Below are 13,165 nucleotides of genomic sequence, written 5' to 3'. Positions count from 1 at the left end.
CATGACCGACCTGCCGACGAGACGCTCCCGTCGCCTCGCCGAGGCGGACCGCGCCCGTGCCGCCGAGCACGAGGCGCGGACCGCCGCGGCGGAACCGCCGACGGTCGCGATCGACCTCCGTGCACCGGCACCGGTGCCCGAGATCGTGACCGGCCGGCGGCGTGACCGCGCGTCGAGCGGCAGCGCCGGCGGACCGGACGACCGCACGCGGGTGATGGGCATCCTCAACGTCACGCCGGACTCGTTCAGCGACGGCGGCCTGCACCTGGCGGTCGACGCCGCGATCGCGCACGCCCGCGACCTCGTGGGCGCCGGAGCGGACCTGGTCGACGTCGGCGGCGAGTCGACCCGACCCGGTGCCGACCGGGTGCCCGTGGCGGTCGAGCAGCAGCGCGTCCTGCCGGTCGTCCGCCAGCTCGTGTCCGAGGGCATCGCGGTGAGCGTCGACACCATGAACGCGTCGACCGCCGAGCGCGCGGTCGAGGCCGGCGCTGCGATCGTCAACGACGTCTCGGGCGGCCTCGCCGACGACGACATGGCCAGGGTCGTGCGCGACACCGGTGCCGGCTTCGTCGTGATGCACTGGCGTGGGCACAGCGACCGGATGCACCGGAACGCCGAGTACGCGCACGCGGTCGAGGAGGTCCGGCGCGAGGTCGAGCTCCGCGTCGCCGAACTGATCGTCCTCGGGGTCCGCGAGGAGCAGGTGGTCATCGACCCCGGCCTCGGCTTCGCCAAGCACGGCGCCCAGAACTGGGAGATCCTGGCCGGGTACGAGCGCTTCGCCTCGATCGGCCTGCCGGTGCTCGTCGCCGCCTCCCGCAAGCGGTTCCTCGACGGTGTCGGCAGTGCTGCCGGTGCACCGCCGCGCGACCGCGACCTCGCCACCGCCGCCATCAGCCTGCTCGCCGCCGAACGCGGCGCGTGGGGTGTGCGCGTGCACGACCCCGCACCGACCCGTGCGGTGCTCGACGTCTGGGATGCCTGGAGGGCAGCACGATCGTGAGGGACACCATCCGACTGACCGGGGTCCGTGCCCGGGGGAACCACGGCGTGTTCGACCACGAGCGCGCCGACGGCCAGGACTTCGTCGTCGACGTCGCGGTCGAGGTCGACGCCCGTGTGTCGTCGGGGTCCGACGACCTGGCCGACACCGTGCACTACGGGGTCGTCGCCGAGCAGGTCGTGGCCGAGATCGAGGGCGGGCCCGTCGACCTCATCGAGACCCTCGCCGAGCGCATCGCGTCCGCGGTCCTCACCCACCGGGCGGCGCTCGCGGTCGAGGTCACCGTGCACAAGCCCCAGGCGCCGATCACGGTGCCGTTCTCCGACGTCTCGATCACGATCCGCCGCACCCGCGGTGGATCGGTGTCCCACGAGGAAGAAGAGTGAGCCGGGCGGTCATCGCCCTCGGTGCGAACCTCGGGGACCGCGGGAGCACCCTGCGGGCCGCGGCGCAGGCGATCGCGGCCGTGCCGGGCATCCGGCCGGTGGCGTCGAGCCACGAGGTCGAGTCCGTCGCCCTGACGCTCGACGGGCTCGACGACAGCAAGCCCCGGTACCGCAACGGCGTCGTCGTGGTGGACACTGACCTGGCGCCGCACGACCTGCTCGACGCCCTGCACCGCATCGAGGACGACCACGGACGCACCCGCGAGGTCCGCTGGGGCGACCGCACCCTCGACCTCGACGTGATCGCCGTCGACGACCTGCTGATCGACTCCGGGACGCTCACCGTCCCGCACCCGCGGGCGGGGGAGCGCGCGTTCGTGCTCGCACCGTGGCTCGACGCCGACCCGGACGCGGTCCTGCCCGGCGCCGGACGCGTCGCGGACCTGCTCGACGGACTCGGCGACGACACCGAGCGCGTCGACGAGCCCCGGCTCTTCGACGCCGTGCCCGGGTCGGGGTCCGCCGCGTGAACCCCACCCGCGCCTCCACCCTGATCAGCGTCGCGGTCGTCGCCGTCGTCGCCGGGTTCGCGCTCGACGCCGTCCTGGCCTCGCGCCAGGCGCCCACCCTGCTGCTCTCGACGCCCCTCGGCGTGACGCTCGCGCTGATCGGCGTCGCGGTCGTCGCGATGGCTCGACCCGTGCGCCGCCACGCCCGCGACGGCGCGACCCGGCAGCACCCCGTCGACCCGCTCTACGCCACGCGCGTGGTCGTCCTGGCGAAGGCCTCGAGCCTGGCCGGTGCGCTCTTCGGGGCGTTCGCGGCCGGGCTGTTGCTGTACCTCCTGACCAGGTCGGCCCTGCCGCCGCTAGGCTCGGTCCTGCCGAACGCCGTCGCGGTCGGGGGCGGTCTCGTGCTCGTGGTGTGTGCGCTCGTCGCCGAGCGGATGTGCATGGCGCCGCCACCGGGCGACGACGACGACGACCTGCCGCGGGGTGGGACGACGGCGAACTGACCGACGACCGCAGGAGGCCGTGATGCCGCTGGAACGACTCGACGAGCCGGGCCTCGGCCTGACCGGGACCACGTGGACGCGGGTGTCGCCGAAGCTCGTCTGGACGGAGCTCGTCAGCACGATCGTGGTCGGGGTCGTCGTGACCGCCGGGTGCGTGCTCTTCGCGGTGCTCTTCGGCGGGTTCGGGGGCGCCGCCGGCACGGTGTGGAGCTGCGTCGCGATCGTGGTCGCCCTCGTCGCACTGGTCACCGCCGTCCTGACGCCCCGTCGGGTCCGAGCGATCGGCTACGCCCTGCGCGACGACGACCTCGTGCTGCGCCGCGGGCTCATGTGGCAGCGCTTCACCGCGGTGCCGTACGGCCGCATGCAGCTCGTCGACGTGAACCGCGGACCGCTCGACCGGATCCTCGGGCTCAGCGAGCTGAAGTTCGTCACCGCGGCCGCCGCGACCAACGTGCGGATCCCGGGCATCCCCGCCGCCGACGCCGACGAGCTGCGCGACCGGCTCGTCGAGCTCGCCGAGTCCCGCCGCGCCGGGCTCTAGGGAGTCGTCGTGACGTTCCGACCCGGACCGCCGCCGCCCGCACCACCGCGGCGTGGCGATGCTGCCGCTGCCGCTCCGCTGACCGACGGCGAGTGGCACCGCCTGCACCCGCTGACGCCGCTGCTCAAGGGCGGCATCTTCCTCATCGTGGTCCTCGGGTACGTGCTCAACAACCTGCGGGACCAGCTCCTCGAGTTCTTCGTCCCGGGCGGCGCACCGCAGGACGACGGCGACCCGGTCCGCTACGTCTGGGAGCACGGCGCCGTCGGCTGGGTGCTGCTCGGGGTGGTCGTGCTCCTGCTGGTGCTCTTGGGGCTCTTCACCGTCTCCTGGCGGATGCACGAGTTCCGCGTGACCGGCGACGTGGTCGAGGTCCGCTCGGGCGTGCTGTTCCGCAGCCACCGCAAGGCGCGGCTCGACCGGATCCAGGGCATCAACATCTCGCGGCCGGTGGTCCCGCGGATCTTCGGGACGGCGAAGCTCGAGATCGCCCAGGCCGGCAACGACGCCAACGTGCAGCTCGCGTACCTCGGTGCGCGGGCAGCCGACGACCTCCGGCAGCGCATCCTCGTGCTCGCCTCCGGCGCGCAGGACGACGAGGAGACGGCCCGTCGCGACTCGAACGGCGTGCTGCAGGACCGTGTCGGCGAGCTCTTCTCGCCGGAGCTCGACCCCGCCGCCGTGCACGCGACGCGCATCGTCAAGGTGCACCCCGGACGCCTGATCGCGTCGATGCTGCTCTCCGGGACGACGGTGTTCTTCGTCGTGGTGATCGTCGCGATGATCGTCAGCATCGCGATCACGGGCGAGTACGGCATCCTGATCGGTCTGTTCCCGGTGGTGATCGGTGCCGGCGGCTACACCGTCCGGAAGTTCTCGCGCTCGCTGCAGTACACGATCGCCGAGACCCGCGACGGCATCCGGATCGGCTTCGGTCTCGTCTCGACGTCGAACGAGACGCTGCCGCCCGGGCGCATCCACGCGGTGAGCGTCGCGCAGCCGCTGCTCTGGCGTCCGTTCGGCTGGTGGGACGTCCGCATCAACCGTGCGACGAACGCCGGCAACGGGGCGTCGAACAACCAGCAGGTGTCCTCGATCGTGCTGCCGGTCGGTCGCGCCGAGGACGTCCGCGAGGTCCTCGACATCATCCTGCCGGGGCTCGTCGGCACCGCGGTCGCCGGACCGACGGCGTCGCGCGAGGAGCTCCGCGAGGGCTCGTCCGAGGCGGTCAACGTCGTCGACGACAGCCTCACGACGACGGGGGACCGCGGCGGGTTCGTGCACTCCCCGCGTCGCGGCGCCTGGCTCCGCCCGTTCTCGTTCCGCCGCAACGGCTACCGCTTCGTGCAGGGCGCGGTGCTGCTCCGTCTCGGAGCCGTCTGGCGCTCGCTCGTGATCGTGCCGCTGCCGCGCGTGCAGAGCGTCAAGGTCGAGCAGGGGCCGCTCGAGCGGGTGCTCCGGCTCGCGACCGCACACGTCCACACCGTGTCCGGTCCCGTCTCGGCGCGGATCGGCGCGCTGGACGCGCTCGACGCCCAGCGCCTCTGGTCGGAGAGCGCGCACCGCGCCGTCGAGGCCGCGGCGGTCGACACCACGCACCGCTGGCGCGCCCGGGAGGCCCGCCGCACCCCTGCCACGCACGCCCCGGACGGACAGGTGGTGACGACCGCCGCCGACGCAGCTCCCACGGGAACGTGGCGGGCCGACGGGGGGACGCAGGCCGTGCCTCCCGGCCGCTGGTCCGACGTGCCGCCGCCCGGAGCGCTCCGGTGAGGGCCGGACGACTCGGCGTCGGCATCGTCGGCGCGGGCCGGGTCGGACCGGTGCTCGGGGCGGCCCTGGCGAACGCCGAGCACGCCGTCGTCGGTGTGACGGCCGTCTCCGACGCGGGCCGCGACCGCGCCGAGGCGATGCTCCCCGGTGCCCCCGTCCTCGCGACCCCCGACCTGGTCGAGCGCAGCGAGCTCGTGCTGCTCGCCGTCCCGGACGACCAGCTCGCCGGACTCGTGCAGGGCCTGGCGGACGCCGGGATCTGGCAGCCGGGCCAGCTCGTCGTGCACACCAGTCCGGACCACGGTGTCGACGTCCTGCGGCCCGCCCTGTCGGCCGGCGCGATCCCGCTCGCGATCCACCCGGCGATGGCCTTCACCGGCACGAGCGTCGACCTCGCCCGGCTCCGGGACGCCCACTGCGCGGTGACCGCCCCGGCGCCCGTGCTGCCGATCGCCCAGGCGCTCGTGGTCGAGATGGGTTCGGAGCCGTTCGTCGTGTCCGAGCAGGACCGGCCGGCGTACGCGGATGCCGTGCGCGCTGCGGTGTCGTTCTCGACCGCGATCGTGGACCAGTCCGCCGGGACGCTGTCCGGCATCGGCGTCGAGCGCCCCGGACTCGTGCTCGGCGCCCTCGTGCGCTCGGCCGTCGACAACGCGCTGGCCGCGGCCGACGGTCGGGCGGACCACTAGCGCCCGCTCCCCGCCGACACCGGGCGGGCCCTGCACGCCGCGGGTCAGCGCGGGGACCGGCGGGAGCGGAGCGGCCGGTACCATCGGTGCATCCCCACGACCCCATCGGAGCCGCACAGCATGACCGACGAGACCGCATCCGCCACCGAGCCCTCGGGCGACGGCCCCTCCGCCGAGGAGCTCGCCGCCGCCGAGACCAGCGAACAGCGACAGGTGCGGCTCGACAAGCGGGCGAAGCTGCTGGACGCCGGCATCGAGGCGTACCCGGCCGAGCTGCCGATCACCACGACGATCCCCGCCGTCCGCGAGCAGTACGCGCACCTCGAGACGGGCGAGGAGACGCAGGACGTCGTCGGGCTCGCCGGGCGCATCGTGTTCTCCCGCAACACCGGCAAGCTCTGCTTCGCGACGCTGCAGTCCGGTGACGGCGCCCGCGTGCAGGCGATGGTCTCGCTGGCCGAGGTCGGCGACGAGGCCCTGGCCCGCTGGAAGGAGTTCGTCGACCTCGGCGACCACGTCTTCGTGCACGGCCGTGTGATCTCCTCGCGTCGTGGCGAGCTGAGCATCATGGTCGACGAGTGGGCGATCGCGGCGAAGGCGATCCTGCCGCTGCCGAACCTGCACAACGAACTGAACGAGGAGACCCGGGTCCGCCAGCGGTACCTCGACCTGATCGTCCGCGACCAGGCCCGCGAGACCGTCCGCGCCCGTGCTGCCGTGATGTCCTCGCTGCGACACACGTTCACTGGGCACGACTACCTCGAGGTCGAGACCCCGATGCTGCAGACCCAGCACGGTGGCGCCTCGGCCCGACCCTTCGTCACGCACTCGAACGCCTTCGACACCGAGCTGTTCCTGCGCATCGCACCGGAGCTCTTCCTGAAGCGCGCCGTCGTCGGCGGGATCGACCGGGTCTTCGAGATCAACCGGAACTTCCGGAACGAGGGCGCCGACTCGTCGCACTCGCCCGAGTTCGCGATGGTCGAGGCGTACCAGGCGTACGGCAACTACGAGCAGATGGCCGACCTGACCCAGGAGCTCGTGCAGAACGCGGCGAAGGCCGTCACCGGCGGCTCCCTCGTCGTCACGCTCGCCGACGGCTCCGAGTACGACCTCGGCGGCGAGTGGGCCCGCATGGACATGTACGGCTCGCTGTCCGAGGCCGCCGGGCGGGAGATCACCCCGGAGACCCCGCTGTCCGAGCTGGTGGCGCTCGCCGAGGCCGAGGGCGTCGAGGTCGCGCACGCCACGCACGGCAAGTACGTCGAGGAGCTGTGGGAGCACTTCCACGGGGACGACCTGCACGCGCCGACCTTCGTGATGAACTTCCCGGTCGACACCTCGCCGCTCACCCGCGAGCACCGCACCCGCCCCGGCGTGGTCGAGAAGTGGGACCTCTACGTCCGCGGCTTCGAGCTCGCGACGGCGTACTCCGAGCTCGTCGACCCCGTCGTGCAGCGCGAGCGCTTCGTCGAGCAGGCGAAGCTCGCCGCCGGTGGTGACCCCGAGGCGATGCGCGTCGACGAGGACTTCCTGCGCGCACTCGAGCACGCCATGCCGCCGTCGGGTGGCATGGGCATGGGGATCGACCGCCTGCTCATGGCGATCACCGGCCTCGGCATCCGCGAGACGATCCTGTTCCCGCTGGTGAAGTAGGGACGCGACCGGAGACGGACGGGAGGCGCGGTGCCGGCTGGCACCGCGCCTCCCGTCCGTGCGGGCCCCGTCGCGGGCAGGTGGCGGTCACCGGGGCGAGGTACGATGCTCCGGTGCCAGATGGAGTCGTGACCGGGATCATCTTCGCCGTGACGCCGACCGTCGTCGTCGGCCTGATCTTCTGGTTCGTGATGCGCGCGATCATGCGGGCCGACCGCACCGAGCGGTCTGCGTACGCCAAGGTCGAGGCCGAGGAGCGAGCGCGCTTCGAGCGCGAGCACGGCCGCCCGGCCCCCGCGCCGAGCTCGGCGGAGTAGCCCTCCCCGGCAGTCCGTCACCACCCGTTCACCGACGGGTGCTGCAGTGACGGGGTGACCGCACGTCCCTCGCCGTCGTCGACCCCCTCGGACCCGGCTGACCTCGACCCCGAGGACGCCTTCGGGCACTCCGTCCTGCCCGACGCCGCACGTGACGCGGTCTGGCAGGACGATGACGACGACGACATCGACGTCTGAGCGCCCGGCGTCGGTCACCGACCGTTCACCCGGTCGTCGCCGGGCGGTCGTCCGCGCGGGTGAGCATCGTCCGCATGTCCATCACGCACGTCTTCACCGGCCGCAGCCTCGTCGGCGACATCGAGAGCGAGTACGACGAGTTCGACCTCGACGCCGACCTCGAGGTCGCCGAGCGACGGGACGGGTGGCTCGAACCCTCCTGGTGACACCGAGCCCCTGCGCTCTTCGGGGTACGGCAGCCGGATCACGATGATCCGGAACGCCGTACCCCTTTTCCGTGTCCGCTCGGCGCAGCGGTCCGGGGTACACGCTTGCGATCGTCGATGAAACATCCCTGCAACACCGGAAACACGGCGGCATCCCCTTGTGCACGGGCATCCGGCGGGGCCATGCTGACACCAGGCCTGTACCCCGCGGGGGACAGTTCTGCGGGTGAAGCACGACGTTCCCTGGGAATCGATCCGATCGGTTTGTGGGGTACACCTCGGGACCGCTTTACTCGTCAACACCCCCCACCGAGGCCATCACCGTCGAACCGCAGGGAGAGTCACCATGACGATCGCGACCGCAGCACCGAAGACGACGACCACTGGCACCACCGCGCGCCGCAGCAAGAAGGCAGCAGCCGCGAAGACCGTCGTCACCGCGGTGGAGACCACCACGCTCGACGCCGTCGAGGTCGAGGCCGACGAGCAGCTCGCGGGTGTCCGCGGCGCCTCGGTCGACCAGGTCGGCGACTACCTGCGCCACATCGGGCGCCTCTCGCTCCTGACCGCCGAGGAAGAGGCGGACATCGCCCGCCGCATCGAGGTCGGTCTGTTCGCCGAGGAGAAGCTCGCCACCGAGGCCGGCATCGACAAGACGCTGCAGCGCGAGCTGCGCTGGCTCGTCCGCGACGGTGAGCGCGCCAAGGAGCGCATGATCACCTCGAACCTCCGACTCGTCGTGAGCATCGCGAAGCGGTACTCGCAGCGCGGTCTGCCGTTCATGGACGTCATCCAGGAGGGCAACCTCGGTCTGGTCCGCGCGGTCGAGAAGTTCGACTTCACGCAGGGCTACAAGTTCTCGACCTACGCCACCTGGTGGATCCGCCAGGCGATCTCGCGTGGTCTCGCCGACAAGGCGCGCACCATCCGCATCCCGGTGCACACCGTCGAGCTCATCAACAAGATCTCGCGCACCGAGCGTGACCTGACCGTCGACCTCGGCCGTGCGCCGATGCCCGACGAGGTCGCCGCCGAGCTCAGCATGAGCACCGAGGAACTCCTCGACCTCAAGGGCCGCTCGCACGAGCCGGTGTCGATCCACACCGTCGTCGGTGACTCCGACGACAGCGAGCTCGGCGACTTCATCGAGGACGAGGACGCCGCGAGCCCGAACGAGCTGACCGAGACGACGCTCCTGCACCGCGACATCCGGTCGATCGTCTCCGAGCTGCCGACCGACGAGGCCAACGTCATCCGCATGCGCTACGGCCTGGACGACGACAAGCCGATGACGCTCGACGAGATCTCGAAGATCGTGCACACCACGCGCCAGGCGGTCAGCCGCGTCGAGTCGCGTGCAAAGCTGCGCCTGTTCGCGAAGGCCGTGAGCCAGGACATGCAGCTGTACCTGACCGACTGAGGTCAGCAGGCTTCGGCCGGCGCGTGAGCGTCGGCACGGGGAACCGGGTCGTCCTGTGGGAAGGCGGGCCGGTGGGGTGATGGGACGGCCCGTCCAGGCACTGCCTGGGCGGGCCACTTCGCTGTCCGGGGTACCGCTGTCCAGGGCCTCGCGGTCCCGCCCTGTCGTTGCCTGGGCCGCTAGTCCTCGATCTCGCGGCCGAGCTTCTGGCGCAGGTCCTGCGGGATGAGCTCGATGAGCTGGTCCGGGCGGACCGGCAGGTCGAGCAGGCTGAGCTTCACCCGGCCGGTACGTCCGTGCCGCTCGGCGTCCAGGCGCACCACGCTGCCGGCGTCCTTCCGCAGTCGGATGTCGATCTGCGCGCCGGTGGCGACCTCGCCCACGACGAGGCCGTCGACCTCGAGGGCCGCGCTCCGGGTCCCCTCGGCGATGTCGAAGCGGTAGCGCTCCCGTGCCGCCAGGACCACGGCGCGGTCGATGCCCGCCATCGGGGCGACCGGCGTCACCACGGAGCCGGAGAGCGCCGGGGAGAGCACGGGGCCGCCGGCCGCGTAGTTGTACGCGGTGGACCCCGCGGGGGTCGCGGCGACGATGGCGTCCGCACGGTAGTACCCGTAGCCGAGCCCGTTCACGCTGAGGTCGGCCGACACCTGCCCGGCTCCCGGCCGTCGCACGATCGTCAGGTCGTTGAACGCCAGGTAGTCCGTCCGCGCGCCACCCCACGACAGCCGGGCCTCGAGTGCGTGGTGCGGTTCGAGCTGGTACTCGCCGGCGGACAACCGGTCGAGGGCGGCCTCGAGCTCGGGCGGTTCGATCTCGACCAGGAAGCCGACGTTGCCGTAGTTCACACCGAGCACGGGCACCGGACGCTTCGCCACGAGCCGCATCGCACCGAGCATCGTGCCGTCCCCACCGAGCGCGACGACGAGGTCGACCTGGTCGGTGAAGTCGTCGTCGCCGATCACCTCGACGTCGCCGCCGATGCGCTGGGCGTCCGCCCGCCGGGCGACGAGCCGGCCCAGTCCGGAGGCGTTCCACCCCTGCAGGGTCGCGATCGACTCCTGCACGTTCTTGGTGGGGTGGACGACGAGTCCGACGACGGGCTGCTCCATGCCCAGATCGTAACCGTCCGGGCCTGGTCGACGGCAGGTGCGGAGGTCGCGGGCCACCGGGCGAAGAGAGGTCACGCCCACGGCGAACAGGGGCAGCCCTGCGGGGGTCCGCTGGTTAGTCTCGATGTACGTCACCGAGCTCCCACGAGCCCGGCAAGGGAGAGCACATGTTCGAGAGATTCACCGACCGAGCCCGTCGTGTTGTCGTCCTCGCTCAAGAAGAAGCGAAGATGCTCAACCACAACTACATCGGCACCGAGCACATCCTCCTCGGCCTCATCCACGAGGGCGAGGGCGTCGCCGCCAAGGCGCTGGAGTCGCTCGGCATCTCGCTCGATGCCGTCCGCGAGCAGGTCCAGGACATCATCGGGCAGGGCCAGCAGCAGCCGACCGGGCACATCCCGTTCACGCCGCGCGCCAAGAAGGTGCTCGAGCTGTCCCTGCGCGAGGCGCTGCAGCTCGGCCACAACTACATCGGGACCGAGCACATCCTGCTCGGCCTCATCCGCGAGGGCGAGGGCGTCGCCGCCCAGGTCCTCGTCAAGCTCGGTGCGGACCTGAATCGCGTCCGTCAGCAGGTCATCCAGCTCCTGTCCGGGTACCAGGGCAAGGAAGCGGTCGCCGTCGGCGGCGAGCAGCAGCAGAACGCCCAGCAGGGTTCGCAGGTCCTCGACCAGTTCGGTCGGAACCTCACCCAGGCGGCGCGCGACGGCAAGCTCGACCCGGTCATCGGGCGCGAGAAGGAGATGGAGCGGGTCATGCAGATCCTCTCCCGCCGCTCCAAGAACAACCCCGTCCTGATCGGTGAGCCGGGCGTCGGCAAGACCGCGGTCGTCGAGGGCCTCGCCCAGGCGATCGTCAAGGGTGACGTCCCGGAGACGCTGAAGGACAAGCAGCTCTACTCGCTCGACCTCGGGTCGCTCATCGCCGGGTCCCGCTACCGCGGCGACTTCGAGGAGCGCCTCAAGAAGGTCACGAAGGAGATCCGCACCCGCGGCGACATCATCGTCTTCATCGACGAGATCCACACGCTCGTCGGTGCCGGTGCTGCCGAGGGCGCGATCGACGCCGCGTCGATCCTCAAGCCGCTCCTCGCCCGCGGTGAGCTGCAGACGGTCGGTGCGACCACGCTCGACGAGTACCGCAAGCACTTCGAGAAGGACGCCGCACTCGAGCGTCGCTTCCAGCCGGTGCAGGTCAACGAGCCGTCGCTGCCGCACGCGATCAACATCCTCAAGGGCCTCCGCGACAAGTACGAGGCGTTCCACAAGGTGTCCATCACCGACGGCGCGATCGTCGCCGCGGCGAACCTGGCGGACCGCTACGTGCAGGACCGCTTCCTGCCGGACAAGGCCATCGACCTGATCGACGAGGCCGGCGCACGCCTCCGCCTGTCGATCCTGTCGGCGCCGCCGGAGCTCCGCGAGTTCGACGAGAAGATCTCGACGGTCCGCGGGCAGAAGGAAGCCGCGATCGAGGAGCAGGACTTCGAGAAGGCCGCGAGCCTGCGCGACGAGGAGAAGAAGCTCCTCGGCGAGCGGCTCCGCCTCGAGAAGCAGTGGCGTGCGGGTGACGTCGCCGCGTCCGGCACCGTCGACGAGGGCATCATCGCCGAGGTCCTGGCGCAGGCCACGGGCATCCCGGTGTTCAAGCTCACGGAGGAGGAGACCTCGCGTCTCGTCTTCATGGAGAAGGCCCTGCACGAGCGCGTCATCGGTCAAGAGGAAGCCATCTCGGCCCTCTCGAAGACGATCCGCCGCACCCGTGCCGGTCTGAAGGACCCGAACCGCCCCTCGGGCTCGTTCATCTTCGCCGGCCCCACGGGCGTCGGGAAGACCGAGCTCGCCAAGGCACTCGCCGAGTTCCTGTTCGACGACGAGGGCGCGCTGATCTCCCTCGACATGTCGGAGTTCGGTGAGAAGCACACGGTCTCGCGACTGTTCGGTGCCCCTCCCGGGTTCGTCGGCTTCGAGGAGGGCGGCCAGCTCACCGAGAAGGTGCGCCGCAAGCCGTTCTCCGTGGTCCTGTTCGACGAGATCGAGAAGGCCCACCCGGACATCTTCAACTCGCTGCTGCAGGTCCTCGAAGAGGGTCGTCTGACCGATGGTCAGGGCCGCGTGGTCGACTTCAAGAACACCGTCATCATCATGACCACGAACCTCGGTTCGCAGGGCATCGCGGGTGGCCCGGTGGGCTTCCAGGTCGAGGGTGACTCGGCCGTCGGCTACGACCGCATGCGCTCGAAGGTGAACGAGGAGCTCAAGAAGCACTTCAAGCCCGAGTTCCTGAACCGTGTCGACGACACGATCGTGTTCCCGCAGCTCTCGCAGTCCGAGCTGCTGCAGATCGTGGACCTCTTCGTGAAGCGCCTGGCGGACCGCCTGCTGGACCGCGACATGACGGTGGAGCTGACGCTCGCCGCCAAGGAGCAGCTCATCAAGGTCGGCTTCGACCCGGCACTCGGTGCTCGTCCGCTGCGTCGCGCGATGCAGCACGAGGTCGAGGACCAGCTGTCCGAGCACATCCTGCAGGGTGAGCTCAACGCGGGCGACCACGTGAAGGTCGACTTCGTGGACGGGAAGTTCGACTTCGAGACCGGGCGTCAGCCGGGTCGCGAGGAGGTCCTCGCCGGGGCTCCCGCGGTCGAGTCCGCGGAAACCCCGCAGGGCGAGATCGAGTCCTAGGACCGGTTCCACTCGGACGGGAGGCGCGGTGCCGGCTGGCACCGCGCCTTCCGTCCGTTCGTGGTCGCGGATTCGTGTGCGGGTTCCGGCGTGCGCTGCGGACGCGACCCCCGGGCGGGGGGTACCGTTGTTCGTGCGAGGGTTCCCCCCAACACCTCG

General features: G+C 71.3%; 14 protein-coding genes. 13 read left to right on the top strand and 1 reads right to left on the bottom strand.

The genetic code is table 11. From position 1 onward, the window contains the following. Position 1: 1 nt before the first annotated feature. From folP to M3666_RS01765, 12 genes are all read left to right on the top strand, one after another. Complete coding sequence (gene folP / locus M3666_RS01815) at positions 2–1,006, top strand: dihydropteroate synthase (protein ID WP_245172026.1); 1,005 nt, start codon at positions 2–4, stop codon at positions 1,004–1,006. Next, on the top strand, positions 1,003–1,392 hold the full coding sequence (gene folB, locus M3666_RS01810; protein WP_066651406.1) for a dihydroneopterin aldolase: 390 nt from the start codon (positions 1,003–1,005) through the stop codon (positions 1,390–1,392). The genes folP and folB overlap by 4 nt, the downstream gene beginning before the upstream one ends. Next, positions 1,389–1,922 carry a 2-amino-4-hydroxy-6-hydroxymethyldihydropteridine diphosphokinase gene (gene folK, locus M3666_RS01805; RefSeq protein ID WP_251154317.1) on the top strand — a complete coding sequence of 178 codons (534 nt, stop codon included), beginning with the start codon at positions 1,389–1,391 and terminating at the stop codon, positions 1,920–1,922. Before folB ends, folK begins: the two co-directional genes overlap by 4 nt. After that, complete coding sequence (locus M3666_RS01800; protein ID WP_066651410.1) at positions 1,919–2,407, top strand: DUF3180 domain-containing protein; 489 nt, start codon at positions 1,919–1,921, stop codon at positions 2,405–2,407. The genes folK and M3666_RS01800 overlap by 4 nt, the downstream gene beginning before the upstream one ends. A gap of 22 nt (positions 2,408–2,429) precedes the next feature. Continuing rightward, positions 2,430–2,951, top strand: coding sequence for a PH domain-containing protein (locus M3666_RS01795; RefSeq protein WP_066651411.1), 522 nt, complete (start codon positions 2,430–2,432; stop codon positions 2,949–2,951). 9 nt (positions 2,952–2,960) lie between these two features. Next, a complete protein-coding gene (locus M3666_RS01790) occupies positions 2,961–4,724 on the top strand; it encodes a PH domain-containing protein (RefSeq protein WP_251154316.1) in 1,764 nt (587 codons plus the stop codon). Then, positions 4,721–5,413, top strand: a complete 693-nt coding sequence (locus M3666_RS01785) for a Rossmann-like and DUF2520 domain-containing protein (protein WP_251154315.1) — start codon at positions 4,721–4,723, stop codon at positions 5,411–5,413. Before M3666_RS01790 ends, M3666_RS01785 begins: the two co-directional genes overlap by 4 nt. Before the next feature lie 120 nt (positions 5,414–5,533). Further along, entirely contained in the window at positions 5,534–7,069 is a 1,536-nt protein-coding gene (lysS, locus tag M3666_RS01780) for a lysine--tRNA ligase (RefSeq protein WP_251154314.1), read from the top strand. A 113-nt stretch (positions 7,070–7,182) separates the two neighbouring features. After that, entirely contained in the window at positions 7,183–7,386 is a 204-nt protein-coding gene (locus M3666_RS01775) for a hypothetical protein (protein ID WP_066651415.1), read from the top strand. Positions 7,387–7,440: 54 nt separating this feature from the next. Continuing rightward, the gene (locus M3666_RS01770; RefSeq protein WP_209684602.1) at positions 7,441–7,584 is read left to right on the top strand and encodes a hypothetical protein; all 144 of its coding nucleotides are present in this window, start codon (positions 7,441–7,443) and stop codon (positions 7,582–7,584) included. 74 nt (positions 7,585–7,658) lie between these two features. Beyond that, a complete protein-coding gene (locus M3666_RS16590; protein WP_268746767.1) occupies positions 7,659–7,790 on the top strand; it encodes a hypothetical protein in 132 nt (43 codons plus the stop codon). A gap of 346 nt (positions 7,791–8,136) precedes the next feature. Next, on the top strand, positions 8,137–9,210 hold the full coding sequence (locus M3666_RS01765; RefSeq protein ID WP_251154313.1) for a sigma-70 family RNA polymerase sigma factor: 1,074 nt from the start codon (positions 8,137–8,139) through the stop codon (positions 9,208–9,210). 179 nt (positions 9,211–9,389) lie between these two features. On the opposite strand, the gene M3666_RS01760 is transcribed toward M3666_RS01765, so the two are convergent. Further along, positions 9,390–10,322 carry an NAD(+)/NADH kinase gene (locus M3666_RS01760; protein WP_066651419.1) on the bottom strand — a complete coding sequence of 311 codons (933 nt, stop codon included), beginning with the start codon at positions 10,320–10,322 and terminating at the stop codon, positions 9,390–9,392. Positions 10,323–10,489: 167 nt separating this feature from the next. On the opposite strand from M3666_RS01760, the gene M3666_RS01755 reads away from it, so the two are divergent. Beyond that, on the top strand, positions 10,490–13,006 hold the full coding sequence (locus tag M3666_RS01755) for an ATP-dependent Clp protease ATP-binding subunit (protein ID WP_066651428.1): 2,517 nt from the start codon (positions 10,490–10,492) through the stop codon (positions 13,004–13,006). Positions 13,007–13,165 lie beyond the last annotated feature (159 nt).

It is taken from the genome of Curtobacterium sp. ODYSSEY 48 V2, from assembly GCF_023712625.1.
In the GTDB taxonomy this organism is placed as follows: Bacteria; Actinomycetota; Actinomycetes; order Actinomycetales; family Microbacteriaceae; genus Curtobacterium.
Note: the sequence above shows the minus strand (reverse complement) of the source record. Positions and strands in the feature narration are given on the sequence as shown.

What these genes read in the sequence shown, in the direction of transcription:
- M3666_RS01760 (WP_066651419.1), bottom strand. Translation starts at nt 10,322, where the DNA reads ATGGAGCAGCCCGTCGTCGGACTCGTCGTCCACCCCACCAAGAACGTG.
- M3666_RS16590 (WP_268746767.1), top strand. Translation starts at nt 7,659, where the DNA reads ATGTCCATCACGCACGTCTTCACCGGCCGCAGCCTCGTCGGCGACATC.
- M3666_RS01765 (WP_251154313.1), top strand. Translation starts at nt 8,137, where the DNA reads ATGACGATCGCGACCGCAGCACCGAAGACGACGACCACTGGCACCACC.
- lysS (WP_251154314.1), top strand. Translation starts at nt 5,534, where the DNA reads ATGACCGACGAGACCGCATCCGCCACCGAGCCCTCGGGCGACGGCCCC.
- folP (WP_245172026.1), top strand. Translation starts at nt 2, where the DNA reads ATGACCGACCTGCCGACGAGACGCTCCCGTCGCCTCGCCGAGGCGGAC.
- M3666_RS01755 (WP_066651428.1), top strand. Translation starts at nt 10,490, where the DNA reads ATGTTCGAGAGATTCACCGACCGAGCCCGTCGTGTTGTCGTCCTCGCT.
- M3666_RS01795 (WP_066651411.1), top strand. Translation starts at nt 2,430, where the DNA reads ATGCCGCTGGAACGACTCGACGAGCCGGGCCTCGGCCTGACCGGGACC.